Here is a 25,207-nt window from a genome sequence, read left to right on the forward strand (position 1 = left end):
TCAATAATCCATGTCGGGCGCATAAAAGCAGCGCGGGGTGTTCTCGTCCGGAAACAGACAGAGATGATAGGCTCCGTCCGGGGAGCGCATCGTCTTACCCTGCGGCAGATTGAAGATATGCGCGTGCGTTACATAGCGATGGTCGCCAGGGTTGAGCGTCACTCGATAACCGCCGGGAACGATGGTGACGGTGCGCGAGGGAATCATCTCGCAATCGCCCGTCTTGCTGTCGCCATTGCAGCAATAAGGGTCGTAGGACCAGCCGGAGGGCGCCTCGTGCGCCAGAGCAAAGGCTGCGGAGAGAAGAAAAAATACGAACGCCAGAATACCTCGCATGGGCAATTCTCCGTCGAAAAAATAGACGGCTGCCGCGGACACGGCCCGCTCCAAGCAGCCAAGGGCATTTTATTAAATAACTGCCATAATCTGATCTAATGCGCCCCGGACGCTAGACAAGACCGCTGCTTTTTACCGGCACATCCAACACCCCTCTTCCATCCGCTCTCAACATTCTGCAAGGTATCGAGTCGGAGGAAGAAAAAGGGGAACTGAATGTATGAATACGCCATAGCGTGGGAATGGCTGGCCTTTGCCGCCCGCTGGTTCCACGTCATAACCGCCATTGCCTGGATCGGTTCGTCCTTCTACTTCATCGCGCTCGATCTCGGACTGGTGAAGCGCCCACATCTTCCGCCCGGCGCCTATGGCGAGGAATGGCAGGTTCACGGCGGCGGTTTCTATCACATCCAGAAATATCTCGTCGCTCCCGCGCAGATGCCGGAACACCTGACCTGGTTCAAGTACGAGAGCTATTTCACCTGGCTATCCGGCTTCCTGATGCTGTGTATCGTCTATTACGGCGGCGCCAACCTCTTCCTCATCGATCGCCACGTGCTCGACGTCAGTGTCCCCGTCGCCATCCTGATCTCGCTGGCGTCGCTCGCCATCGGCTGGATCATCTACGACCTGCTTTGTAAGTCGCCGCTCGGCAACAACACCTGGGGCCTGATGATCGTGCTTTATGCCGTCCTGGTCTTCATGGCCTGGGGCTATACGCATCTCTTCACCGGCCGCGCCGCCTTCCTGCATCTCGGTGCTTTTACCGCGACGATCATGTCTGCCAACGTCTTCATGATCATCATCCCCAACCAGAAGATCGTCGTCGCCGACCTCATCGCCGGCCGCACGCCGGACCCGAAATACGGCCGCATCGCCAAGCAGCGCTCACTCCACAACAACTACCTGACGCTGCCCGTCATCTTCTTCATGTTGTCGAACCACTATCCGCTGGCCTTCGGCACGCAGTTCAACTGGATTATTGCAGCGCTGGTGTTCCTGATGGGCGTCACCATCCGTCACTGGTTCAACACCACGCATGCGCGCAAAGGCCGCCCGACCTGGACCTGGATCGTCACGATAGTCCTTTTCATCGTCATCATGTGGCTCTCCACCGTTCCGAAGGTGCTGACTGGCGAAAAGGAAGCGAACGCAGTCGCTCCCGCCTTCCAGCAATTCGCCTCCGATGCACATTTTCCGGCGGTCAAGCAAATGGTCTCGACGCGCTGCTCCATGTGCCATGCGGCCGAACCCGTCTATGAGGGGATTGTCCGCCCGCCGAAGGGCGTAACGCTGGAAAATGACGCGGAAATCGCTATGCATGCCCGGGAGATCTATATCCAGGCCGGCCGCAGCCACGCCATGCCGCCCGGCAACGTCACCGACGTTACGCCGGAGGAGCGCAAGCTGCTGGTCGCCTGGTTCGAAAGCTCCATCGGAGAAAAGAGCCAATGACCACCCTTCTGCGCGGCCGCCTGCTTTCCTTCAAGCGCCTGCCGCAAAGCCTCGATGATGCCGACAGCTATACTTATGAAAGTGATGGCGGCCTGCTGATCGAAAACGGCTTGATCGTCGCGACAGGCGCCTATGCCGATATCAAGGCGCAGGCGCCGAAAGGTGCAACCGAAATCGACCACCGCCCGCATCTGATCCTGCCCGGTTTCATCGACATGCACCTGCATTTCCCGCAGATGCAGGTGATCGCCTCCTACGCCGCCAACCTTCTGGAATGGCTGAACACCTATACATTCCCCGAGGAATGCCGCTTCGTCGAAAGCGCACACGCGGAGCGCATCGCCAGGCATTTCTATGACGAAATGATCCGCCACGGTACGACGACGGCCGTCGCCTACTGCTCGGTCCATAAAACCTCCGCCGACGCCTATTTTGCCGAAGCCATGCGCCGCAACATGCGCATGGTCGGCGGCAAGGTGATGATGGATCGCCATGCCCCGCAGGGCCTGCTCGATACGCCCGAAATGGGCTATGACGAGACGCGGCAGGTGATATCAGACTGGCACGGCAAGGGCCGCAACCATGTCGCGATCACCCCGCGCTTCGCCATCACCTCCACACCGGCGCAGATGGAGGCAACGGCCGCGCTTGCCCGCGAATTCCCGGATCTGCATATCCAGACGCATCTTTCCGAGAATCACGACGAGATCGCCTTTACCTGCGAGCTCTATCCGGAGGCGATCGACTACACCGATATCTATGCCCGCTACGGACTGCTTGGCCCCAAGAGCCTGTTCGGCCATGCGATCCATCTTTCCGACCGCGAAGCCGATGCCATGAGCGAAGCCGGCGCGGTCGCCGTGCATTGCCCGACCTCGAACCTCTTCCTTGGCTCCGGCCTCTTCCCGCTGAAGGCGCTGGCCCGCCGCGAGAAGCCCGTTCGCATCGGTGTCGCCACAGATATCGGCGGCGGCTCCAGCTACTCCATGCTGCGCACCATGGACGAGGCCTACAAGATCCAGCAGTTGCTCGGCGAACGGCTGAACCCGTTGGAGAGCTTTTATTACGTGACCCGTGGGAATGCCGAGTCCCTCTCCCTCGTCGATAAGATCGGCACGCTCGACGCCGGAACCGAAGCCGATCTCATCGTCCTCAATGCAGCAGCAACGCCGGCCATGGCGCTGAAGATGGAGGTGACGAATAGCCTCACCGAGGAGCTGTTCCTGCTGCAGACCATGGGTGACGACCGCGCCATCCTCGAAACCTATGTCGCCGGAAAGCCGATGAAATCGATCCTGCAATGAGGCAATCCGAACCCACCTCCCTATAACTATCCAGAAGGCAAAGAGCCATGACCGCGCCGCTGACCATCGCCGAACTGAAGACGCTTGCGCAGCGGCGCGTGCCGAAAATGTTCTTCCAATATGCCGATTCCGGTTCGTGGACGGAGTCGACCTATGAGGCGAACGAGGCGGATTTCGCCAAGATCAAGCTGCGCCAGCGCGTCCTCGTCGACATTTCCGACCGGTCGCTGGCGACCACGATGGTCGGCCAAAAGGCCTCGATGCCGGTGGCGCTGGCGCCGACAGGGATGACCGGCATGCAGCATGCCGATGGCGAGATTCTGGCCGCGCGCGCGGCCGAGGAATTCGGCATACCCTTCACACTGTCAACCATGAGCATCTGCTCGATCGAGGACATCGCCTCGGTGACGAAGCAGCCCTTCTGGTTCCAGCTCTACGTGATGAAGGATCGCGATTTCGTCCTCGATCTCATCCATCGCGCCAAGGCGGCAAAATGCTCGGCGCTTGTGCTGACGGCCGACCTGCAGATCCTCGGCCAGCGCCATAACGATATCCGCAACGGATTGTCGGCACCGCCGAAAATGACCGCAAGGAACATCTGGCAGATGGCCACGCGGCCGGGTTGGTGTATGGGTATGCTGAAGACCAAGCGCCACTCCTTCGGCAATATCATCGGTCATGCCAAGGATATTTCCGATATGACGACGCTGTCGCACTGGACGCATTCGCAGTTCGACCCCAAGCTTTCCTGGAGCGATGTCGCCTGGATCAAGGAGCAATGGGGCGGCCCGCTGATCATCAAGGGCATTCTTGACGTCGACGATGCAAAAGCGGCTGTCGATACCGGCGCCGATGCCATTATCGTCTCCAATCACGGCGGCCGGCAGCTCGATGGCGCCCATTCCTCCATCAGCATGCTGCCCCGGATCGTCGATGCCGTCGGCGACAAGATCGAGGTGCATATGGATGGCGGCGTACGCTCAGGTCAGGACGTGCTCAAGGCCGTGGCATTCGGCGCCAAGGGCACCTTCATCGGCCGCCCCTTCCTCTATGGCCTCGGCGCCATGGGCAAGGAAGGGGTGACGCTTGCGCTCGAGATCATCCGCAAGGAGCTGGATATTTCCATGGCACTCTGTGGCAAGCGGGATATCAAGGCCGTGGATCGGTCGATTCTGGCTGATTTCTAATAGTGGAAGCGACATTGCAAAACGATAAGCGTCTGCCGATCGCCTACGCCTTCAACTTTGTAAACCAGCCTATGCTCTTGCGTGATGCGGCGCGACCATTGCCCTTTGAGTTGATTGCGTAGGGGCTCTGGTTTGCCGAGTCCCTCAAAAGGGTGGCGTAGCGCGTCCCGCAAAAGCTCGTTGATTCTAACGGCTATTTTACGGTCTCTTTCCTGCCAGTATAAATAGTCTTCCCAAGCATGCGCGTGCCAAGCAAGCAACATGACAAGCTTACTTCGGATCGAGCAAATCGTGAGAAACGAGGTTCTTTCCCTCGTTTGTATCGGTGATCGCTTCCATCAATCTTGCCGCATTTGTCGGTGTCGACAGAACATGAAGCGTCTCGATGATTCCTTCATATTCTTCCTTGTCGATCAGAATGGCTGATGGCTTATCGCGACGAACAATTTCCACGGCGACACGATCCTGCGCGACTTCATCAAGCAAGCTTGCAAGTTCATTTCTTGCTGCAGAAAACATGACCGTTCGCATGTTCCACTCCTATTACAAAACTTGTACAACAAATGGTACAGGTCCAGCTTAAAGTCAAGGAACATGCCTAACGCAGCCAGCCCGTCGCAAGACCGCTTGCCCACTCCTCGCGGCCATTCTGCGCCGCGAGTTTCGCCATCGCCATGTGATCATAGGCGACGTGCCGGAAGACCGGTAGCCAATGATCACCAGTCTTTTCCAAAATGGCGTAAGAAGCAAAGGGGTGACCGGCTTCCACCTTGTGATAATAGGGTAAGTCATCGTCATAGGCCGGGCAGCCGACGCTGCCGGGATTGACGATCAGGCGTCCGTCGGAGAGCCTGACGACACGCGGAAGGTGGCTGTGACCGCACAAGACCAGAGGGAAATCGACGCCGGCAGCCAGTGCCTCGATCTCTTCCAGCGGCTTCAGATAGACCTGACCGTCCGGCGAGACGGATTCAAGCCAATAGACATTATCATCAGCCGGGGTCGCGTGGCAAAGATAGGCTTCATCCAGATAAATTGTACTGACGGGCAAGGCACGCAGCCATTCGAGGTGACGTTCCGTCAGTTCAGAATGCGCTGCGCGATCTGAAACATGCATCGCCTCCGGCGCCAGCTCGATCAGATAGCGGTCGTGATTGCCCCGCACCGTCGGCGCATTCAATTCCAGCAGCATGTCCGCCGTCTTGCCCGCGGTAAGCGGGCCGCTGAAGCAATCGCCGAGATTGACGATGTCGACGATGCCCTGTCTGCGGATATCCGCAAGCACCGCTTCAAGTGCCAGATGATTGCCATGGATGTCCGCTATGGCTGCAAAGCGCATGTCTCAGCTCCCGCGATAGGTGGAATAGCCGTAGGGCGAGATCAGCAGCGGCACGTGATAATGCGCCGTCGTATCGGCGATGCCGAAGCGGATCGGCACGAGATCGAGGAAAGCCGGCTCCGGCAACTTGGTGCCGCTGGCACGCAGATAGTCCCCGGCCCGAAACAGCAACTCGTAAGTGCCTGCAACGAAGCTTTCGCCGCTGAGGATTGGACCACCATCCACGCGGCCGTCCGAATTGGTTGTAACCGTCTTCACGTGCCTGCGGGCATCGCCCTCGATCCTGAAGAGATCTATCACCAGGCCTTCGGCAGGCTTGCCGAGAGCGGTATCGAGCACATGGGTGGTCAGTCCGGTCATAGCGTCGGTGCTCCGATGATGAAGGGCATGTCGAAGAAGTACTCTTCCAGATTGTTTCCTGGCCCATCGCGATCCATGATAAGGAAATCGCTCTGCTCGTCGAGTGCCATCAGGGGATAATGCCAGACATTGACCCGATAGTTCACACCCTGGTCGCCGCGCGCAAGGAAAACCTTCGGCCTGCCCGGCTTGCCGCCCTCATCCTCCGCGACGACGACAAGGAACGGACGGCCGTTCAGCGGCACGAAACATTGACTGCCGAAGGGATGGCGCTCCATCATCTCGATCGAGAAGGGAAAAGCACGTGGTTGACCGCGAAAAAGGTTCAGGATAACCCGCGCGCCCTCTCCGATGGCCTCGGCGCTGGACAAAGCATGGAAGCGCTCCGTTGTGCCGCCATTGATGTACCGCATAGTCGCAAGATCGGCCTCGATGACATCGCCGAACGGTGCGAATGCGGCCTTTGCCAAAGGATTGATATCGAGATGCTGTGTCATTGAATGATTATTCGCCTTCCGCTCGCCAGTGGCGAATGGAGTCCAGTTGCAGGAGCAACTCCGGAAGAGATTTGTGAGCGATATCCCACAGGGCCGCCAACTCGATGTCGACATACCCTTGCGCAATCCGATTCCGGAAGTCCTGCATCACATGCCAAGGCAGCTCTGGATGGTCAACGACAAACTCCGGATAGTCCTCGGCAATGCGTGTGGCAACCTCGCCGATCAGCAGAAGATTCATGCCGACGGAGCGCTGTTTCTCGACGTTCTCGGAGAATGTCACTTGATCGGTTTCCCGGAGGAATTGACCAGTTTCGGATGCAGCCTGCTGCATGCGTTCGAGGTAGGTAATCAGTCGATCCAGGCTCATGCTGGCTTTCCTCCGCCAGCAATACCCGATTCCGGTGCGATGACGCGCCTCTTGGCGTCACCAATCATCCATCCGCTTCTATCTCTGTCCAATGCTTTCCGTGGCCCCATGGCTCAGTATCCTGCCAAGCGGATACTAAGCCATGAGTAGATCGAAAAATAGCGCGTACCTCAACGGGAAAACCCGCGCTGGGACAGACGCAGGAAGGACGCAGCACTGACGCTATACGTCAGGCTTCAGGCAGCATGGATTGCAGACGCAAGAGAGCGATCTTTTCGACCTGCGCCGCCGCAGTCGCGAGTTCCGCATCCCTGCTATTGTCTATCCGCGTCTCGAAGGCGGCAAGAATATCGTCCTTGCCGAGCCCCTTCACGGCGATGATGAACGGAAAGCCGAATTTCGTCACATAGGCAGCATTGAGTTCGGTAAACCGGGCGTGCTCCTCGGGGCTCAGCCGGTCGAGCCCGGCACCGGCCTGCTCCTTGCGGCTATCCTCAGTCAGCCGGCCGGCAATCGCCAGCCGGCCGGCGAGATCGGGGTGTGCCCGCAGCACGCCAAGTCGCTCCGCCTCGCTGGCGGCACGGAAGACCCGCACCAGCGCGGCGTGCACGCCGCCGGAGGTCAATTGCTCAGCAATGGCACCGTGATCGTAGGCGCGCTCGGCAACGAAAGGCGAATGTTCGAAGACACCGCCGAAGCGGTCGACAAAATCATCCCTCGAGATCATATCAGCGCGCGCCCCCGGGAAGGTGATTTTCATACCAGTGGTTGGCGATCTCGATACGCTTCGGAATCCAGACCTTGTCGTGCTTCTGCACATATTCGATGAATCGGCGCAGGGCCGCGGCGCGACCGGGGCGGCCGACAAGACGGCAATGCAGACCGACCGACATCATCTTCGGGCTGCCATGCTTGCCTTCTTCATAGAGCGTGTCGAAGGCATCCTTGAGATAGGTGAAGAACTGGTCGCCGGAATTGAAGCCCTGTGGCGTCGCAAAGCGCATATCGTTGGTCTCAAGCGTATAGGGAATGATCAGGAACGGCTTGCCGTTCAAACCATCGACCCAAAAGGGTAGATCGTCGGCATAGGAATCGGAGGAATAGAGGAAGCCGCCCTCCTCCATGACGAGCCGCAGCGTATTGTCGGACGGCTTGCCCTGGTACATGCCGTAGGGCCGCTCGCCGGTGAGTTCGGTATGCAGCCGTACGGCTTCGAGAATGTGCTTTCGCTCCAGATCTTCGGAGAAATCCTTGTATTCCAGCCAGCGATAGCCGTGGCTGGCGATTTCCCAGCCGGCTTCCTTCATGGCGGCAACTGCTTCCGGATTGCGCGCCATGGCAAGTGTCACGCCATAGACCGTCGCCTGAACCTTGAGTTCGGTGAACATGCGCCACAGCCGCCAGAAGCCGGCGCGTGAACCATATTCGTAGATCGATTCCATATTGAGATTGCGCTGGTTCGGCCAGGAGGCCGCGCCAACGATCTCGGACAGCAGGTTTTCCGACCCAGGATCACCGTCGAGAATGCAGCTTTCCCCGCCCTCTTCATAGTTGATCACGAACTGCACCGCGATGCGGGCATCGCCGGGCCATTTCGGATCCGGTGTGTTGCGGCCGTAGCCGATGAGATTACGGGGATAGATTTCCGACATTGAAGCACCTTCTCTGATCGCGGAACGGTAGCATCCATGCCGCGAAAGTCGAGACGGAAAGTGGGAAAATCACTTTCGCTTCAAAGCGGGGTATTGGCGTGAACGCCATCCGCTGATCTAGGCGATCTTGCGGGCGCTGACCTTTCCCATCGGATGCAGCGAGTGCACCCGGAAGGGACCGCCGGCGCCTTCTTCCATCATGAGCGCAATGTTGGAAACGGGGATGGGCGCAGCCAAGGCAGGCTCGAAAAATTCGCGCAGCGCACGCTCGATGCGCGTCATATCGGCAGGGCTCACCGTGCCCGTCAGCATCATCTGGAAGCGGAACTCATCCATGACGTGCGGATGCCCCCAGCGATGCAGATTGGCAAATTGCGTCGCCGACAGGCCATCCGGATCGATGCGTTCGATCTCCGCTTCGCTCAAAGGAGCCCGATATTGATCGAAGGTCTGCACCAGCGATGCTGCGAGGAAATGCATCTGCTGGCTTGGTGCGGAGGGAACAAGGCCCAGCGCACCGCCGAGGCGCGCGACCTCAAGCCTTGGGATTTCGAAGGGCGCGACCGTGCCGGAGAACCGCATCAGGTCGCGCAGCAGCCCCGCCTCGGACATATCCTCGGCCAGCCGGAACGGCGCCTTCAGAATCCCCATGAAGCCATAGCGGCGCGGAACCGCGGTGTAGAAGGCGATCTCATGGATACCAAGCCCACGGACCGCCGGCGGATCGACCATCTCGCCGGAATAAACGTTGCGGCCGAGCCAATTCGCCGCCACAAGCGTCAGCGGATCGCTCGCAGACGGCGTGAAGCAAATGGCATACCGCATAAAATTCCTCCAGGGCGTAATGTCAGGCAGACCGAACCGGCATCGATGGCCAAGGAGATAGGTGATTTGCGTGACAGATTGACGACCCGAAAGAGGCCTGAATTCACGTTTTATGTGATATGGCTGAAATATGACTCGCTAAAGTGAAACTCGGCGGCAAGTTGAAGCGACCGGGTGCGCCCACCGCCTCACGCACCGCCGCCTCCGCGAGCCTATGCGCCAGCCCAAAGCTCACCTTGAAGCCACCAGTCAGGGCAATCAGCGAGGGATGATCGGGATGCGCACCCACCATCGGATCGCGATCCACAGCCTTCGGACGCAGGCCGGCCCAACGCTCAACGACGTCCGCGCCAGCCAGCATCGGCGCCATGGCGCGCGCGGCATTGAGCAAATCATCGAGCTGCCCATCGGTCGATAAGGGATCGTCAAATCGGTTCTCGCTCGTACTGCCGACCGCGACCAACCCATTCTCATGCGGGACGATATAGAGACCATCGCGGAAAATAACCGGCATGTCGCCGTCGACATCGGCTTTCAGCATCGCCGCTTGCCCTTTGACCGGTTGGCCGAGCGAGGCTTTGCATCCCTCCGTCAACTCATCAAGGATCGGAAACGAACGGTAGCCGGCAGAAAGGATGCAACGGCCGAAGCGAATGTCGCCATCGCTTGAACGCGCAATGCCCCGCTCCGGATCGATACTCTCGACGGTAACGCCCTCGCAAAGCCGGACATGTCGTGCCGCTGCCAGAAACCTCCGCAAGACCTGCAGAAACGCGCGCGGCGCGACGCGGGCCGCCAACGTATCGTGGACAAATCCATTTTCGGCGAGAGACGGCTCGATCCAGCCTTCGACGGGTGCTTTATCCAGGACATGCCAGTGAAACCGGTGCTCCCCATGGTGCCAATGCACCTCCGCATCCTGGGAATGGCCAAGCGCGATCTGCCTCAGATGCGGCTTCGGCAGCGGAATCAAGCGACCGGCGCGGCGATAACCAGCCGAAAGCCCGGTCTCCGCTTCCATGACAGCAATTTCCTCCTCAAGCGCGACAAGCGCATCGAACTGAAATTGCTTCTTGTCCGACCATTTGTCCGGCATGTGCGGCATCAGCGCGCCAAGCAGACCGCCGCTCGCCCCCTGCCCGAAACGGCCGGCTTCGACAAGCAATGCCGGGATACCAAGACGCTCGGCATGGACGGCTGCCCATAGCCCCATGATCCCGCCGCCGACGATCAGCAGATCGACGGGCGATTGACCGGCAGGTCTTGGAGGATTATCGGCTCTTTCCATGACAGATCCAGTTTCCGATCGGACCGCAGCGTCCGAAACCAATGCGGCAAGCCCGGAGCTTGAATGGCGCGACGGCGATATGCCCTATTCGACCGCATTTGGCGACCATTTTTATTGCCAGACCGACGGCCGGCTGGAATGCGGCCATGTCTTCCTGGCCGGTAATGGCCTTCCCGATCGCTGGCAGGGACGGCAGGATTTTCTTATCGGCGAACTCGGCTTCGGCACCGGCCTGAATTTCTGCGAGACATGGCGCCAGTGGCGGCAGCAGGCTGCCCCCGGTTCGAACCTGCACTTCATGTCTTTCGAACTCTATCCGATGCGGGCCGAGGAAATCGACCGTGCCTTGTCGCACTGGCCCGAAATCGACAGCGAGCGCCAGGCGCTTGCCGCCGCGTGGCCGGACAAGCCGCAGGGTGTCGTGTCCCTGAGGCTAGATGCAAATACGCGCCTCAGCGTCGTCTGCGGTCCGGCTCTCGAAGGTGTCAGCCGCGCCGAACAGGGCTTTGACGCCTGGTATCTCGACGGTTTCGCGCCGTCCCGCAATGCCGACATGTGGTCGCCGGAACTGATGCAGACGCTCCACGATAAGACCGCTCCAGCCGGCACCTTCGCCACCTATGCCGCGGCTGGCTTCGTGCGACGAAACCTGCAGGCGGCAGGATTTGTGGTGGAGCGACGCCAAGGCTTTGCCGGCAAGCGCGAAATGCTCTGCGGCATCAAGCCCGCCTGAGGCCGGAGCCGATGTGCCGGGGCAGGCGGCAACCATCTCGAGGGCTCAGATGAGCTCGCCAAGATGCTGGCGAACCCACTTGGCCTCTTCCGAGGCCGTCCGCCGGAAGTGCCGTTTGAAATCCCGGCTGAACTGGGCAGCACTGGCATAGCCGACTGATGCCGCCACCTCCGCAATCGTTCCGTCGTGGCGCGCGATCATCAACCGCGCCTCATGCAGCCGCATTGCCTTCAGATATTGCATCGGACTGCTGCCCGTCAGGGCTTTGAAATGGACGTGGTAGGAGGGAACGCTCATCCCCGCCTCACGCGCCAGCGCGGCAACCGAAATCTCGGAATTGTAGGCTTCGCGCAATCGGGCCAGACTTCGCACGATCCTCCCGGAAATGCCCTGTTGCTGAAGAGCTGAGATCACCGCTCCGCCTTGCGGGCCGACCAGAACCCGGTAGTGCAGCTCGCGCAGGATGCCTGCTCCCAGAACCGCAAGCTCGACAGGATCGCTGAGCGCCCGCAGCAAACGCAGCAAGACATCCTCGATCATCGGCTCCATTCTGCTCGATGTCAGACTTCTCACTTTGCCGGTCGCTGCTCCGGATTGTCTCGCCCCTAGGTCCGAGGCGATCTCCGCAGCGAGAAGCATGTCGAACTCGAGATAAACGGCAAGCAAAGGGCGTTCTGCGCTGGCTGACGATTCCATCCGGAACGGAACAGGCACCGACACGGCCAGATAGTGCTCCTCATCATAGAGATAGACCTCGCCTTCCAGCACGCCCTGTTTTCGGCCTTGCAGGACGAAGACCGCGCCAGGTTTGTAGAGCACCGGGACATCACGAAGGATCGCTTCGGTCCTGAGAATGCGGACACCGGCAAGTGCTGTTGGGTTGTAACCGTGGCCGGGCGCAAGAAGGCCTGCCAGCTCTACCAACTCCCGGCGCTTTGAACTCTCATCGCTCTGTTTCATAGGATTTGGCAAGATATCCATAGATTTTGCAATCGCAAGCGATGATTTCGAAGATTATCTGTCATAAGCATCAAGCAATCAAGACGAGATTTCGACCATGTCACAGAAGACTTTTTTCATCACCGGAGCGAACTCGGGCTTCGGTTTTGCAATTGCAGCCGCCGCGATCCGGAATGGCCACAAGGTTATTGGCGCCATCCGCTCGGAACAGTCGCGGACGACGCTAGCGGAACGCTTGCCGGCAGTGCGGCCCATCCTATGCGATGTAACGGAGTTCGACCGCATAGCGGACGCCGTTCGACAAGCGGAGGAAACTCATGGACCGGTCGACGTGCTGATCAACAATGCCGGCTACGGCCACGAGGGAATTCTTGAGGAGTCGCCCCTCGAGGAGATGCGGCGCCAGTTCGACGTGAACGTCTTCGGCGCCGTTGCGGTCGCGAAGGCCTTCCTGCCGCGCTTCCGCGAAAGGCGCAGCGGCTTCATCGTCAACGTCACCTCCATGGGCGGCATGATCACCATGCCCGGCATCGCCTATTATTGCGGGAGCAAATTTGCGCTTCAGGGTATCTCGGAGGTCATGCGAGCAGAGATGGCGCCATTCGGCGTTCGGGTGACCGCCCTCTGCCCCGGCTCCTTCCGGACCGACTGGGCCGGGCGCTCGATGGTCCGGACCGAACGATCAATCGCGGATTATGACGCGCTGTTCGATCCGATCCGGCAGGCGCGGCAATCCAAAAGCGGTAAGCAGCTCGGCGATCCCGACAAGCTCGCCGATGCCGTTCTGGGCTTAATCGAATCCGACACGCCTCCACAGCAACTCCTGCTGGGCAGCGATGCTCTTGGACTTGCGTCGGACAGGATCGAGCGCCTCAAGCAGGAGATCGAAGCCTGGAAGGCCGTTACCGTTTCCACCGATGGCTAAGAGGTCGACCGCTGCAGTGGCGAGAAGCCGTCATCCAGCCCTGCGCTCCGTCTATCGATCAGAACCTTAGTTCTTCGAGCGATCGGCCACGAGAGCGGTATCGCCCAGATAGCGCCGGATCTTCGTCTCGAGAAGTTCGGGGCTGATCGGCTTGGATATGCAATCGTCCATGCCCGACTGCATGCACATCACGCGATCGACATCCAGGGCCTGCGCGGTCACCCCGACGATGGGAACATGCCATCCCTGCCCGGCCTGCGTCTCGAACTGCCGGATCGTACGGGTCGCCTGATGACCATTCATGACCGGCATGGACACATCCATTAGGATCAGCGACGGCCGGAGCTGGCGCCATGCGTCCACGGCCGCCTGGCCATTCTCCACGACGAGAAACCGCAGGCCGGTCGCCTGCAGGATCTGCGTGAAGACGATCTGGTTCACCTCGTTGTCTTCGGCCACGAGGACGTCGATGGCGTTGCCTGACTTGGCCGACGTCATCCGATCGGTGGCTTCGATCGCAGCGGCTGCTTCCGCCTCCAGTGGCAGCCGACGTTCAACGGGAGCCGATCGCTCCCCCAGTTTCTTCCGCCGCGATGCGCGCACGACATCGATGATCGTGCCGCGCAGCACATTGGCCCTCACAGGCTTCATAAGGTGTGCCTGGCCGTTGACGGCCGCGAATTCCCTATCGCTGCCGGCGACGCCCATCGACGTCAGGAACACGATCGGCAGCGTGTCGAAACGCGGATCGGCGCGCAATGCACTCGCGATCTGATAGCCATTCATGCCGGGCATGCTGTCGTCGACGATAATCGCATCGACCGACACGCCTATATCGAAGGCAGCTTCCAGAATGGCGAGCGCGGTCCCGCCATCCTCGGCGACATGCCCGTCAAAACCCCATTGCGCCAACTGTTCGTTCAAGATGCGCCGATGGATCGGGTCGTCTTCCACGATCAGGACGCGGGCATCCCTGACATTGGCCGGCAGCTCCGCGACTTTGCCGCGCGCGGCAACCAGCGGCATCGGCAGATGGACGGTGAAAACCGATCCCTTGCCCCATTTGCTCTCCACCGACAGCGAGCCGCCGAACAGATCGACGAGACCGGCCGTGATGGCGAGACCAAGACCCGAGCCCTCAAGCCGCCGCGCAAAGGACGAATCCGCCAGCGAGAATTTGTCGAAGATCGTATCGAGCTTTTCTTCCGGAATGCCAATCCCGGTGTCTTCGACACGCAGCATGAGCAATATATTGTCGTCTGCTGCCGGCCGGCTATCCAGTTCGACCAGCACATGACCGCGCTCGGTGAACTTGATCGCATTGCCGACGAGATTGGTCACGATCTGCCGAAAGCGGCCGGCATCGCCGAGTATTGCCGCCGGGACGCCGGGAGCGATGCGCGCTATCAGCTCGATATTCTTTTCCGATGCGGCGGCCGCCAGCAAGGTCGCGATATCCTCGACGGCCTCGGCGGGATCGAAGGCCATCTTGCGCAGATGCATTTCCCCGGTGTCGATGCGGGAAAAATCGAGAATGTCGTTGATGATGGTCAGCAGCGCATTGCCTGACTTGACGATGATATCGACGAAGGTCTTCTGCCTGATATCGAGATCGGTCTTCCCAAGTAGTTCCGCCATGCCGAGAACGCCATTCATCGGCGTGCGGATTTCATGGCTCATATGGGTCAGGAATTCGGATTTCGCCCGGTCCGCGGCATTGCTGCGCGCCAGGAGCAGCTGCAAATCCGCCTCGCGTTCCTTCATCTCGGTGACATCGGTCAGCGCCACAGTCCAGCGACGGTGCTCGCCGAGGGCGGCGTCCAGTTGCATCCAGCGGTCGCCTTTGATCTGGAATACACAAGAGATCGGCTTGCCGGCAGCAACGCTTTCCCCCCAGGACGCCCGCAGCATCTCGGCATCCTCACCGAAGTCTCCGCGTTGCGCGCAATAATCGAACGCCGCAGACCAGTTTTTACCGACCTCGAGGAAATCGGCTGGCAGCTTCAGCATGTCCTTCAGCCGGTCGTTGGCAAGCATGATCGTACCGTCCTGAACGATCAGCAGGCCTTGGGACATGGCCTGCATGGCATCGGTCATCAGCTCGCCGAGACGCTCCAGCGCCAGCCGGGCTTCGGTGATCTCGCGGAATTGCTGCTTGACGGCGGAGATGTCCGTATAGGACATCAGCGTCCGCCCATTCGCGATGCGGCGCGCATCAATGATGACGGATTTTCCGTCGGCAAAATTCACTTCCGTCTGCAGGTGCTCACCGGCCTTGCGCAGTGCCGCCAGGCGCGCCTGATAAATGTCGTCGATGCTGCGGCCGTCGGCATCGAAGCGCGCCAGTTGATAGTGCTTGGCGATGAGGTCCCGATAGGGTCGTCCTTCGAAGCGATCCTCCTTCGAGAATTCCCAAATGTCGTAGAAGGCGTCATTGACGTATTCCACGATATAATCGCTGTCGTGGATGAGGACGCCGATCGGCATCGAGCGAAGAATATTGTCGAGATCCTGATTCAGTCTCCTGGCAGGCGCTTCCAGAAACACACCGAAGATATAGACGCGGTCTTCCGAAGGGGAAAAACTCTCGATCTGGATGCGCGATCGCTCACGACCCGATCCGTCGAAGCAGAGTGCCACCTCTTCCGAACCGAAGACCAGCGCACGGCGTTCCCTGTCTTCCCTATCGGCGCTCTCCCCGGCATCGAGAAGATCATGACTGCGATTGCCGATGAAATCGGAGATATCGTGCCCGAAGAACCGCGCATAGGCATCGTTGACGGCGACGTAACGAAGCTCGCTGTTCTTGATGTAGGCGGGCCTGTCCAGACTGGCGATCCGGCGGCACGCTATGTCGAGCAGTTCACCGTCCAAAGTCAAACGGAGCCTCTCTTTTCACCGCGCATGATAGTTCATGGAACGACGCTCTAGCACAATTGGCTTTAACAAGGCGTTAACCATGTTTAAACCGCCGCGCCGACGTCGCGTTCAGACCATGCACTGTCCTATAACGGTCATGCCTTGGTCGCAAACGACGGCGGCATACCGGGGGAAACTCTGCCAAGAATCCGTCAACGGATCATTGGGAGCGAGCGCCATGAGCGACGAAGAAAGCCTGACCTTGAACGAAGCGCAGATCGCAACGGCAACGGGCGAACGGCGGCGGCGGGCCGGGGGACGCGGGGCCGAACGCAGTCGCAGGCCGAGCGGCACGAAATATCTCAACCTCGTCAACAATCTCGCTCGCACGGAACTCCTGTCACCCGAAGCGCTCGACGACATTCACGAGGCATCGCTGACCATTCTCGAAGAGATCGGCATGGATATCATCCTGCCGGAAGCGCGCGAGCGCATGAAGGCTGCCGGCGCGGACGTCACGCCGGGCAAGGAACGCGTTCGTTTCGACCGCGACATGATCATGGAGCTGATCGCTTCGATCCCCTCGAACTTCACGCTACACGCCCGCAATCCCCTTAGAAACGTTGAAATCGGCGGCCGCAATCTCGTCTTCGCACAGGTTGCCTCCGCTCCCTTCGTCGCCGACCGCGACGGCGGCAGGAGAGCCGGCAATCAGGAGGACTTCCGCAAGCTCATCAAGCTCGCTCAGTCCTTCGATGTCATCCATATGACCGGCGGCTATCCGGTCGAACCTATCGATATCCATGCCTCGGTGCGCCATCTCGATTGCCTTTCCGACATCGTGAAGTTCACCGACAAGGCTTTTCATTGCTATTCGCTCGGCCAGCAGCGCAATCTCGACGCCATCGAGATCGCTCGTATCGGCCGCGGCATCAACATGGAACAGATGGAGCGCGAGCCCTCGCTCTTCACCATCATCAACTCCTCCTCGCCGCTTCGTCTCGACGGGCCGATGCTGCAGGGGATCATTGAAATGTCCTCGCGCGGCCAGGTGGTGGTGGTCACCCCGTTCACGCTGGCGGGCGCCATGGCGCCGGTGACGATCGCCGGCGCGCTGGTGCAGCAGAATGCCGAGGCGCTCTGCGGCCTCGCCTTCACCCAGATGGTGCGCAAGGGCGCGCCGGTCATGTATGGCGGCTTTACCTCGAACGTCGACATGAAGACAGGCGCACCCGCCTTCGGCACGCCGGAATATATGAAGGCGGTCATCGCGGGTGGCCAGCTCGCCCGCCGCTACGGCATCCCCTACCGCACTTCGAACACCAACGCCTCCAACACGCTCGATGCGCAGGCCGCCTACGAATCGGCGCTGTCATTGTGGGCATTGACCCAGGGCGGCGGCAATTTCGTGCTGCATGCGGCCGGCTGGAGCGAAGGCGGGCTGACCGCCTCCTTCGAAAAATTCATCCTCGATGTCGACATGCTGCAGATGGTCGCGGAATTCCTGAAGCCGCTCGATGTCAGCGCCGACGCCCTGGCGCTGGATGCCGTGCGCGATGTCGGCCCCGGCGGCCACTATTTCGGCACAGCGCATACGCTCGCCCGCTACGAAACCGCCTTCTATTCGCCGATCCTGTCAGACTGGCGAAACAACGAGACATGGACGGAAGCCGGGAGCCCTACGACTTACGATCACGCCAACCGCGTCTATAAGGAAACGCTCGAGCGTTATGAACGGCCCCCACTCGATCCGGCAATCGAGGAGGAACTCGATGCATTTGTCGCGAAGCGCAAGGCAGAGGGCGGCGTCCCTACAGATTTCTGATTGAAAATCAAAGGCTTTACGCCTGAAATCATGAACGAAATTTAATGTCGCGAACCTATTTTTGGCCGCGACTTCGCCCCCTTTCCTGCGCAACGTCAGACTCGGCTTAGGCCAGGAGCCTAGCCTGTGTTTTTGGGAAAGGGATGTCAATGTCTGTGCTTCGCACATTAACGACGGCCGGTTTGATCGCGCTGACGCTTGGCAGCGCCGCCACCGCAACCGCCACTTCCGCCAACGCGTCCGGTCGCGGGGCCTTCTTCGGCGGTCTTGCCGCCGGTGTTGTGGGCGGCGCCTTGATCGCCGGGGCTGCACGGCCCGCCTACCCGGCTTATTACCCCGCATATCCGGCCTACTACGACGGCCCAGTCTACGAGCGCGTTTACGTACGCCCCTACCCCAGCTGCTATTGGGCATGGCGTCACGACGGCTGGGGCCGTCCCTATCGCGTCGAGGTTTGCCGCTAGGATCAGCAATCTCTGCATTGAGCGCATGCGCCCTTATCGGATCTCGGATGCCGCCGGATTTCGGCGGCATTTCTGTACGTCTGATGAAAAGCTTTCGCTTACACCTCTTGACATTCCTCGCATTTAAGACCAAATGCGCCTCAGCTTTCACCTTCCGGCCGCCGCGTGAGCGTGCCCTGCGGGACAATCTGTACGCAAGAGAAGGACAAAAGCGCTTTTATGAATGAGGCCGCGCCAAGCGCTGCGGCCGATGCGCTGGGAAAGCTATTTCCAACTTACAAGTTCCCACTTCACGCGGGGTTCTTGACGCCAGAGACAGACCGGACCGCATGGTGCGATCCGGCCTATTTGCTTTGGCGCCCCGAAAGGTATTGAATTGACCGATTTTCACTCGCTTGGTCTCTCCAAGCAGATCGTCGATACACTGTCGCAGAACAACTTTGCGACGCCAACGCCCATCCAGGCTCAGGCCATCCCGCTCGTTCTCCAGGGCCGTGATCTCATCGGCCTCGCCCAGACCGGCACCGGCAAGACGGCCGCTTTCGGCCTGCCGATCATCGAGATGCTGCTGAAGGAAGCCAAGCGTCCCGACAACCGCACCGTCCGTACGCTGATCCTCGCTCCGACCCGCGAACTGGTAAACCAGATCGCTGATAACCTCCGTCTCTTCATGCGCAAGACGCAGCTGCGGATCAACCTCGTGGTCGGCGGCGCGTCGATCAACAAACAGCAGCTTCAACTCGAGCGCGGCACCGATATTCTGGTCGCAACGCCCGGCCGCCTCCTCGATCTCATCAACCGCCGCGCCCTCTCGCTCGGCCATGTCACCCACCTCGTCCTCGACGAAGCCGACCAGATGCTCGATCTCGGCTTCATCCACGATCTGCGCAAGATCGCCAAGATGGTTCCGGCCAAGCGCCAGACCCTGCTCTTCTCGGCCACCATGCCGAAGGCCATTGGCGATCTCGCATCCGACTACCTGACCAATCCGGTCAAGGTCGAAGTGTCGCCTCCGGGCAAGGCAGCCGACAAGGTGGAGCAATATGTCCACTTCGTTGCCGGTCAGAACCACAAGACCGAAATCCTCAAGGAAACGATCTCGGCCAATCCGGATGGCCGCGCCATCGTCTTCCTGCGCACCAAGCATGGCGCCGAAAAGCTGATGAAGCACCTCGATCACGTTGGCTTCGCCGCTGCCTCCATTCACGGCAACAAGAGCCAGGGCCAGCGCGAGCGCGCGCTCAAGGGCTTCCGTGATGGTGACGTCCGCGTTCTCGTCGCAACCGACGTCGCCGCCCGCGGCATCGACATCCCCGGCGTTTCGCATGTCTACAACTTCGATCTGCCCGAAGTGCCCGACGCCTACGTTCACCGCATCGGCCGTACCGCCCGCGCCGGCCGCGACGGCATCGCCATCGCCTTCTGCGCACCCGATGAAATCCGCCTGCTGCGCGACATCGAGCGCCTGATGGGCATCGAAATCGCCGTTGCCAGTGGCGAAGCGCCCGCCGATCGCGGTCGCCCCGTTCGCGGTAAGGGTCGCGGTGGCCAAGGTCAGGGTCAGGGCCAAGGCCGTGGCGCAGGCCAGGGTCGCGCCGAAGGCCGCCCGGCTCGTCCGGCCCGCCGTCCGTTCTTCGACAAGGAAAACGGCGAGGCTCGTGGTGAGGCTGGCGATCGCCAGGATCGCCGCCCGCGCAATGATCGTACGCAGCGAGAAAACAATCGCAATGCCGATTTCCGTGGCCAGCGTCGCAACGAACCGACGCCGCGTGCGGAACCCGACAACGACCTCGCTTCGACCTCGGACTTCCGTCCCGCTCGCAAGCAGCACAACGGCCAGTCCAACGGCAACGGTGCCGCGCATGAGGGCGGAGCCCATCGCGGCCAGCGCCATTCCCATGGCCGCCCCGCAGGTCGCCACAACGAAGAGCGCGGCGCCCAGGGCGAACAGCGCAATGGCGGCAACGGCCGCATGAAGCGTCGTGGCCCAGGCAATGGCGGCCAACGTCGCGAACGTGCTTGATAAAGTTCTAGGGGGCCGATTGGCCCCCTTTTTTACGCCTCACACGTCTACCCAGATGACTACCGGTTCAGTCATGAGCGTAAATTCGAAACTTCGAAACTACCCGACATTCCGTTTCGCTTGGCGACCAATGTTTGGATGACTGTTTCCTGCCTGCAGACATTTCCCGGCGTAGCTTGGAGCATGTGTGGAGGGTTGGGAGGCGGCGCATTGCAAACGACGGCAACACAACCAATGTCGGCAAGCGACTGGGGGCAGCTCATGCTTCTCGGCGCGCTGTGGGGCGGATCATTCTTCTTTGCCCGTGTTGCGGTGGCAGAAATCCCGCCGCTGGCGCTGGTCCTCTATAGGGTTTCGATTGCCGCGCTTGTCCTGCATGTCTGGTTGCGTGTGCGCAACATTTCCTTTGCGCCCGCCATTGCAAGATCAGCTTCGTTTCTGGGGCTGGCGCTACTCAATAACGTTATCCCGTTTTCGCTGATATTCAGCGGTCAAACGGAGATCGGAGCGGGTCTTGCCTCGGTGCTCTACGCGACGACGCCCCTGTGGACAGTCCTGGTCGCAAATCTGCTGACGAAAGACGAAAAGCTTTCCGCCAGCAAACTTGCCGGCGTGGCTCTCGGAATTGGCGGCGCCGCCATCATGATCGGCCCAGGGCTCCTCGCCAATCTCGGCGGACCGACATGGGCAAAGCTTGCGGTCATCGGAGCGGCAGTTTCCTATGCGTTTGCAGCCGTTTTCGCGAAGCGATTTCGGGATATGAAGCCGGTCATTGTCGCGACCGGCCAACTGAGTGCCTCCACCATCATTATGATGCCGATCGTCCTTCTTCTCTACAATCCGAGCGAAATCGTCAGCACGAATATCTCGATCTGGCTGGCCGTCGGCACTCTCGCAATCGTGACGACCGCCTTCGCCTTCATTCTCTATTTCAATCTCATCGCCTCTGCCGGGGCGACAAATGCGTCGCTGGTGACGCTGCTCGTGCCGGCAAGCGCAATCATCTTGAGTACCGCATTCCTTGGAGAGCGTCTGGAACCTTACGAGTTCCTCGGATTGGCCCTGATCGTCTCTAGCCTGGTGGTTGTCGATGGCAGGCTTCTGCGATGGCGGCTACGGATCGATGCCCACAAGAAGCCATAGAGCCTATTCCGACACGATTTCCGCCTGACGCCTGTTGGTGAGATAAATACCGATCACCACAATTACCGTGCCAACGATAATCGGCAGTGTCAGCGGCTCGCCGAAGGCGATGGTCGCCTCGATGGCGACGGCAGGCGGCATCAGGTAGATCAGCGATGCGGCGCGCGACACCTGCCCGCGGCGGATGAGATAGAGAAGCAGACCGACGGCGCCCATGGACAGGCCGAAGACCGACCAGAGCAGCGACAGGATCGCCGTCTGGGTGCCGTCGAAGCGCAGGCCTTCGAAAATGAAGGCAAGTGGCACGGTGACGATCAGCGCGCCGACATATTGCAAGGTCGCAATGGTTCTGAGGTCGCCGGTCTGCAGGTGCCGCTTCTGGTAGAGCGTACCGTAAGTCACAGAAACCATGGCCATCAGATTGACGACGAGTGGCACCGCCGATTGCCAGAGATTGGCCGTATCCGTCGCTAGAAGTTTCGGCGAGATCGCGATGGCAATGCCGAGGAAGCCGAGCAGCAGGCCGACCTTCTGGATCGGCCGCAACCGCTCACCGACGAGAAGCGGTGCGGCCATGGCGGTCATAAGCGGCTGCAGCGCCGCAATGATCCCGGAAATGCCGGCCGGCACACCCTCGGCAATCGCCCACCAAAGGCCCGCCAGATAAATGCCATGCAGGAAAATCCCGGAATAAATGGCCCGGAGTACGCTCGACCAGTCACGTGGCCACCTAGCCCGAGCGATCGAACAGAGCAGCACGAAGGCAAGCGCCGACAGGCTGTAGCGGATCATCAGGAAGGTGAAGGGGCCTGCATGCTGCGAGGCATATTTGGCGACGATCCAGCCGGTGGACCAGAGAAGGACAAAAATCGCCGGCGCGAGTTTATCGAGGGACATGAAAATCGGACCGATATATTTGGCGCTTCGGAGCCGGAATCCTGGTCGAACTCAGGGTGTCGCGCGGAGGGGCTGAAGGCTGATAGCCGATGGCGGTTCAGCGGTCAAAATCGATCTGCTGAACACAGCAATCAATTTTTCTTCACGTCCTGCAAGCTACCGCCCTGGTTTCAGAAGCCTCAGCCACTGCCCAGGCGCCCAGTCCGCAAAAGAAGCAGATGCTTAAATTTTGATCCGAACATTGCGACAAGAGCCGGCAGGCAACAGCACCATTACTCTTAAATGCCTGTAAATCCGGCATTTTTCGATATTCAGAAATTCGCGATGGCAACTGCGCATAGTTCTTGCATTGTAAAAACCATTGTATTCAAATGGGTAAAAACACGGGGACCGCACCTTTGGCATTTGATGAAATGATTACTGCGGATGAAAGTCCGCGCGCGCCTTACGAGAAATACTTCGAGTGGTACTCAGGCCAGGACAGGGGCCACCTCATTGCCAAATCCCGCGATGCGGAAACCATCTTCCGGAAGACGGGCATTACCTTCGCGGTCTACGGACACGCAGACTCCTCCGAAAAGCTCATTCCCTTCGACATCATCCCCCGCATCATTTCAGGCCGCGAATGGCGCAAGCTCGCCCAGGGCATCGAACAGCGGGTCGTCGCCCTCAATGCCTTCCTCGACGACATCTACCACAAGCAGGAAATCATCCGCGCCGGCCGCATCCCGCGCGAGCTGATCGAAAGGAACGACGCCTTCCTGCCTGAAATGATCGGCTTTCGTCCGCCGGGCGGTGTCTACACCCATATCGTCGGCACCGACATCGTGCGCACCGGCGAAGACCAATTCTATGTGCTTGAGGACAATGCCCGCACGCCTTCCGGCGTCAGCTACATGCTGGAAAACCGCGAAACGATGATGCAGATGTTCCCCGAACTGTTTCACCAGAACAAGGTGCAGCGCGTCGAGGACTATCCGCTGCTGCTGCGCCAGAGCCTGGCATCGCTCGCCCCTCCCGGATGCAAGGGCAAGCCGCGCGTCGCCGTGCTGACGCCGGGCATCTATAACTCCGCCTATTACGAGCATTCCTTCCTCGCCGACATGATGGGCGTGGAGCTGGTGGAAGGCTCCGATCTGCGCGTCATCGACGGCAAGGTGAAGATGCGCACGACACGTGGCTATGAGGCTATCGACGTGCTCTACCGCCGCGTCGACGACGATTTCCTCGATCCCCTCACCTTCCGCCCGGATTCCGCGCTCGGTATTCCCGGCATCATGGACGTCTACCGCGCCGGCAACATCACCATCGCCAATGCGCCCGGCACCGGCATTTCCGACGACAAGGCGATCTACTCCTACATGCCTGAAATCGTCGAATTCTACACCGGCCGCAAGCCGATCCTCGAGAACGTGCCGACGTGGCGCTGTTCTGAGCCCGACAGCCTGCAATATGTGCTCGATAATCTTGCCGATCTCGTCGTCAAGGAAGTTCACGGCTCCGGCGGCTATGGCATGCTCGTCGGACCGACGGCCACGAAGAAGGAGCGGACGGCCTTTGCCGAAAAGCTCAAGAGCAAGCCGAACAACTACATCGCGCAGCCGACCCTTTCGCTCTCCACGGTGCCGATCCTGGTCAACAAGGGCATTGCGCCAAGGCATGTCGATCTGCGGCCCTATGTCCTCGTCTCCGACAAGGTGCGGATCATCCCAGGCGGGTTGACCCGCGTGGCGCTGAAGGAAGGCTCGCTGGTGGTCAACTCCAGCCAGGGCGGCGGCACCAAAGACACCTGGGTTCTGGAGGACTGATCGGACATGCTGGGAAGAACCGCGAATGGCCTCTACTGGATGTTCCGTTACATCGAGCGCGCCGAAAACATAGCCCGCCTGGTCGATGCCGGCCAGCGCATGTCGCTGACCCGCAGCGACGCCGTCGATGATGACTGGGACGGCGTCCTGCAAAGCGCCGGAGTGCGCGAAGCCTACGATGAGGTGCACAACAAGCTGACCGGAACCGACGCGATCGATTATCTGATGCGCGACCGCTCCAATCCGTCGAGCGTCATGTCCTGCATCGAATATGGCCGCAACAATGCCCGCATGGTGCGCACGGCGCTAACCCGCGACACGTGGGAGGCGACCAACGAATGCTGGATCGAGCTGAAGTCGCTGCTCGGCAAGAAGCTGAAGACGGCAGAGCTACCGGAGACGATCGACGTCATCAAGCGGCGCGCCGGCTTGATCCGCGGCGCCTTCCACGGCTCGATGCTGCGCAACGAGCTCTATAACTTTGCCCGCATCGGCACCTTCATCGAGCGCGCCGATAACACGGCCCGCATCCTCGACGTGAAATATTACGTCCTGTTGCCATCCGTCTCGCATGTCGGCTCCTCGCTCGACAATGCGCAATGGGAGTCGATCCTCAGATCGGTCTCCGCGCACCGGGCCTATAAATGGGCTTACGATCCCGAATACAAGCCGGCCAACATTGCCGACTTCCTGATCCTCAACGGCCAGATGCCGCGCTCGCTCGCCTATTGCTATGAGAAGATCGTCAGCAATATCGGCTATCTCAGCGCCGAACATGAGAAAAAGCTGCCGGCGCACGATACCGCGGAGGCCATCCGCCAATCGCTGCAGAAGCTGACGATCAAGCGCATCATGGACCAGGGCCTGCATGAGTTCCTCGAGGATTTCGTCGCCCACAACAACAAACTGGGCGCCGAAATCTCCGACGGCTACCGGTTCTACGAATAGGCGGGCGAT

At 60.0% G+C, this 25,207-nt stretch carries 25 protein-coding genes; 11 read left to right on the forward strand and 14 right to left on the reverse strand.

Annotation, left to right across the window (positions count from 1 at the left end; genetic code table 11):
- Nucleotides 1-336: a hypothetical protein gene (locus RTCIAT899_RS13080; RefSeq protein ID WP_015340716.1), complete on the reverse strand. Its 336-nt coding sequence runs from the start codon at nt 334-336 to the stop codon at nt 1-3.
- Nucleotides 337-552: 216 nt separating this feature from the next.
- Here RTCIAT899_RS13080 and puuD point away from each other — a divergent pair, with 216 nt between their 5' ends.
- From puuD to RTCIAT899_RS13095, 3 genes are read left to right on the forward strand one after another with little or no spacing between them, the layout of a single operon-like run.
- Complete coding sequence (puuD, locus tag RTCIAT899_RS13085; protein ID WP_015340717.1) at nt 553-1,791, forward strand: urate hydroxylase PuuD; 1,239 nt, start codon at nt 553-555, stop codon at nt 1,789-1,791.
- Entirely contained in the window at nt 1,788-3,095 is a 1,308-nt protein-coding gene (guaD, locus tag RTCIAT899_RS13090; RefSeq protein ID WP_015340718.1) for a guanine deaminase, read from the forward strand. Before puuD ends, guaD begins: the two co-directional genes overlap by 4 nt.
- 47 nt (nt 3,096-3,142) lie before the next feature.
- Entirely contained in the window at nt 3,143-4,282 is a 1,140-nt protein-coding gene (locus RTCIAT899_RS13095) for an alpha-hydroxy acid oxidase (RefSeq protein WP_015340719.1), read from the forward strand.
- Here the strand turns inward: RTCIAT899_RS13095 and RTCIAT899_RS13100 are convergent.
- From RTCIAT899_RS13100 to RTCIAT899_RS13145, 10 genes are all read right to left on the reverse strand, one after another.
- Nucleotides 4,279-4,545 carry a Txe/YoeB family addiction module toxin gene (locus RTCIAT899_RS13100; protein ID WP_015340720.1) on the reverse strand — a complete coding sequence of 89 codons (267 nt, stop codon included), beginning with the start codon at nt 4,543-4,545 and terminating at the stop codon, nt 4,279-4,281. The genes RTCIAT899_RS13095 and RTCIAT899_RS13100 overlap by 4 nt on opposite strands.
- Before the next feature lie 7 nt (nt 4,546-4,552).
- Nucleotides 4,553-4,813 (reverse strand): type II toxin-antitoxin system Phd/YefM family antitoxin, encoded by a 261-nt coding sequence (locus RTCIAT899_RS13105; protein ID WP_015340721.1) that lies wholly within the window; start codon nt 4,811-4,813, stop codon nt 4,553-4,555.
- Nucleotides 4,814-4,880: 67 nt separating this feature from the next.
- Complete coding sequence (locus RTCIAT899_RS13110; RefSeq protein ID WP_015340722.1) at nt 4,881-5,621, reverse strand: metallophosphoesterase family protein; 741 nt, start codon at nt 5,619-5,621, stop codon at nt 4,881-4,883.
- Nucleotides 5,622-5,624: 3 nt separating this feature from the next.
- Nucleotides 5,625-5,981, reverse strand: a complete 357-nt coding sequence (gene uraH, locus RTCIAT899_RS13115; protein ID WP_015340723.1) for a hydroxyisourate hydrolase — start codon at nt 5,979-5,981, stop codon at nt 5,625-5,627.
- Nucleotides 5,978-6,478 (reverse strand): ureidoglycolate lyase, encoded by a 501-nt coding sequence (locus tag RTCIAT899_RS13120; RefSeq protein WP_015340724.1) that lies wholly within the window; start codon nt 6,476-6,478, stop codon nt 5,978-5,980. The genes uraH and RTCIAT899_RS13120 overlap by 4 nt, the downstream gene beginning before the upstream one ends.
- 7 nt (nt 6,479-6,485) lie before the next feature.
- Nucleotides 6,486-6,848, reverse strand: a complete 363-nt coding sequence (locus tag RTCIAT899_RS13125; RefSeq protein ID WP_015340725.1) for a HepT-like ribonuclease domain-containing protein — start codon at nt 6,846-6,848, stop codon at nt 6,486-6,488.
- Nucleotides 6,849-7,077: 229 nt separating this feature from the next.
- Nucleotides 7,078-7,575, reverse strand: coding sequence for a 2-oxo-4-hydroxy-4-carboxy-5-ureidoimidazoline decarboxylase (uraD, locus tag RTCIAT899_RS13130; protein WP_015340726.1), 498 nt, complete (start codon nt 7,573-7,575; stop codon nt 7,078-7,080).
- Nucleotide 7,576: 1 nt separating this feature from the next.
- Complete coding sequence (puuE, locus tag RTCIAT899_RS13135) at nt 7,577-8,500, reverse strand: allantoinase PuuE (protein ID WP_015340727.1); 924 nt, start codon at nt 8,498-8,500, stop codon at nt 7,577-7,579.
- A 117-nt stretch (nt 8,501-8,617) separates the two neighbouring features.
- Nucleotides 8,618-9,325 (reverse strand): DUF1045 domain-containing protein, encoded by a 708-nt coding sequence (locus RTCIAT899_RS13140; RefSeq protein ID WP_015340728.1) that lies wholly within the window; start codon nt 9,323-9,325, stop codon nt 8,618-8,620.
- 103 nt (nt 9,326-9,428) lie between these two features.
- Entirely contained in the window at nt 9,429-10,613 is a 1,185-nt protein-coding gene (locus tag RTCIAT899_RS13145) for an NAD(P)/FAD-dependent oxidoreductase (protein ID WP_015340729.1), read from the reverse strand.
- Here RTCIAT899_RS13145 and mnmC2 point away from each other — a divergent pair.
- Nucleotides 10,612-11,346: a tRNA (5-methylaminomethyl-2-thiouridine)(34)-methyltransferase MnmC2 gene (gene mnmC2, locus RTCIAT899_RS13150; RefSeq protein WP_015340730.1), complete on the forward strand. Its 735-nt coding sequence runs from the start codon at nt 10,612-10,614 to the stop codon at nt 11,344-11,346. The genes RTCIAT899_RS13145 and mnmC2 overlap by 2 nt on opposite strands.
- A gap of 45 nt (nt 11,347-11,391) precedes the next feature.
- Here the strand turns inward: mnmC2 and RTCIAT899_RS13155 are convergent, their stop codons facing one another.
- Nucleotides 11,392-12,321, reverse strand: a complete 930-nt coding sequence (locus RTCIAT899_RS13155) for an AraC family transcriptional regulator (protein WP_041677950.1) — start codon at nt 12,319-12,321, stop codon at nt 11,392-11,394.
- Nucleotides 12,322-12,403: 82 nt separating this feature from the next.
- Between RTCIAT899_RS13155 and RTCIAT899_RS13160 the strand changes: the two genes are divergently transcribed.
- A complete protein-coding gene (locus RTCIAT899_RS13160; protein ID WP_015340732.1) occupies nt 12,404-13,231 on the forward strand; it encodes an oxidoreductase in 828 nt (275 codons plus the stop codon).
- 66 nt (nt 13,232-13,297) lie between these two features.
- Here the strand turns inward: RTCIAT899_RS13160 and RTCIAT899_RS13165 are convergent, their stop codons facing one another.
- Complete coding sequence (locus RTCIAT899_RS13165; protein ID WP_041677620.1) at nt 13,298-16,111, reverse strand: response regulator; 2,814 nt, start codon at nt 16,109-16,111, stop codon at nt 13,298-13,300.
- A gap of 217 nt (nt 16,112-16,328) precedes the next feature.
- Between RTCIAT899_RS13165 and RTCIAT899_RS13170 the strand changes: the two genes are divergently transcribed.
- The 4 genes from RTCIAT899_RS13170 (at nt 16,329) to RTCIAT899_RS13185 (ending at nt 21,545) form a co-directional block, all read left to right on the forward strand.
- Nucleotides 16,329-17,915, forward strand: coding sequence for a trimethylamine methyltransferase family protein (locus RTCIAT899_RS13170; protein ID WP_015340734.1), 1,587 nt, complete (start codon nt 16,329-16,331; stop codon nt 17,913-17,915).
- A 149-nt stretch (nt 17,916-18,064) separates the two neighbouring features.
- Nucleotides 18,065-18,379 carry a hypothetical protein gene (locus RTCIAT899_RS13175; protein ID WP_015340735.1) on the forward strand — a complete coding sequence of 105 codons (315 nt, stop codon included), beginning with the start codon at nt 18,065-18,067 and terminating at the stop codon, nt 18,377-18,379.
- Between the two features lie 376 nt (nt 18,380-18,755).
- Nucleotides 18,756-20,402, forward strand: coding sequence for a DEAD/DEAH box helicase (locus RTCIAT899_RS13180; protein WP_015340736.1), 1,647 nt, complete (start codon nt 18,756-18,758; stop codon nt 20,400-20,402).
- Nucleotides 20,403-20,636: 234 nt separating this feature from the next.
- Nucleotides 20,637-21,545, forward strand: a complete 909-nt coding sequence (locus RTCIAT899_RS13185; protein WP_015340737.1) for a DMT family transporter — start codon at nt 20,637-20,639, stop codon at nt 21,543-21,545.
- Between the two features lie 3 nt (nt 21,546-21,548).
- On the opposite strand, the gene RTCIAT899_RS13190 is transcribed toward RTCIAT899_RS13185, so the two are convergent.
- Nucleotides 21,549-22,442 carry a DMT family transporter gene (locus RTCIAT899_RS13190; RefSeq protein ID WP_015340738.1) on the reverse strand — a complete coding sequence of 298 codons (894 nt, stop codon included), beginning with the start codon at nt 22,440-22,442 and terminating at the stop codon, nt 21,549-21,551.
- A 398-nt stretch (nt 22,443-22,840) separates the two neighbouring features.
- Between RTCIAT899_RS13190 and RTCIAT899_RS13195 the strand changes: the two genes are divergently transcribed.
- Nucleotides 22,841-24,250, forward strand: coding sequence for a circularly permuted type 2 ATP-grasp protein (locus RTCIAT899_RS13195; RefSeq protein WP_041677621.1), 1,410 nt, complete (start codon nt 22,841-22,843; stop codon nt 24,248-24,250).
- Nucleotides 24,251-24,256: 6 nt separating this feature from the next.
- Nucleotides 24,257-25,198: an alpha-E domain-containing protein gene (locus RTCIAT899_RS13200; protein WP_015340740.1), complete on the forward strand. Its 942-nt coding sequence runs from the start codon at nt 24,257-24,259 to the stop codon at nt 25,196-25,198.
- Nucleotides 25,199-25,207 lie beyond the last annotated feature (9 nt).

The sequence above is a fragment of the Rhizobium tropici CIAT 899 genome (assembly GCF_000330885.1).
In the GTDB taxonomy this organism is placed as follows: Bacteria; Pseudomonadota; Alphaproteobacteria; order Rhizobiales; family Rhizobiaceae; genus Rhizobium; species Rhizobium tropici.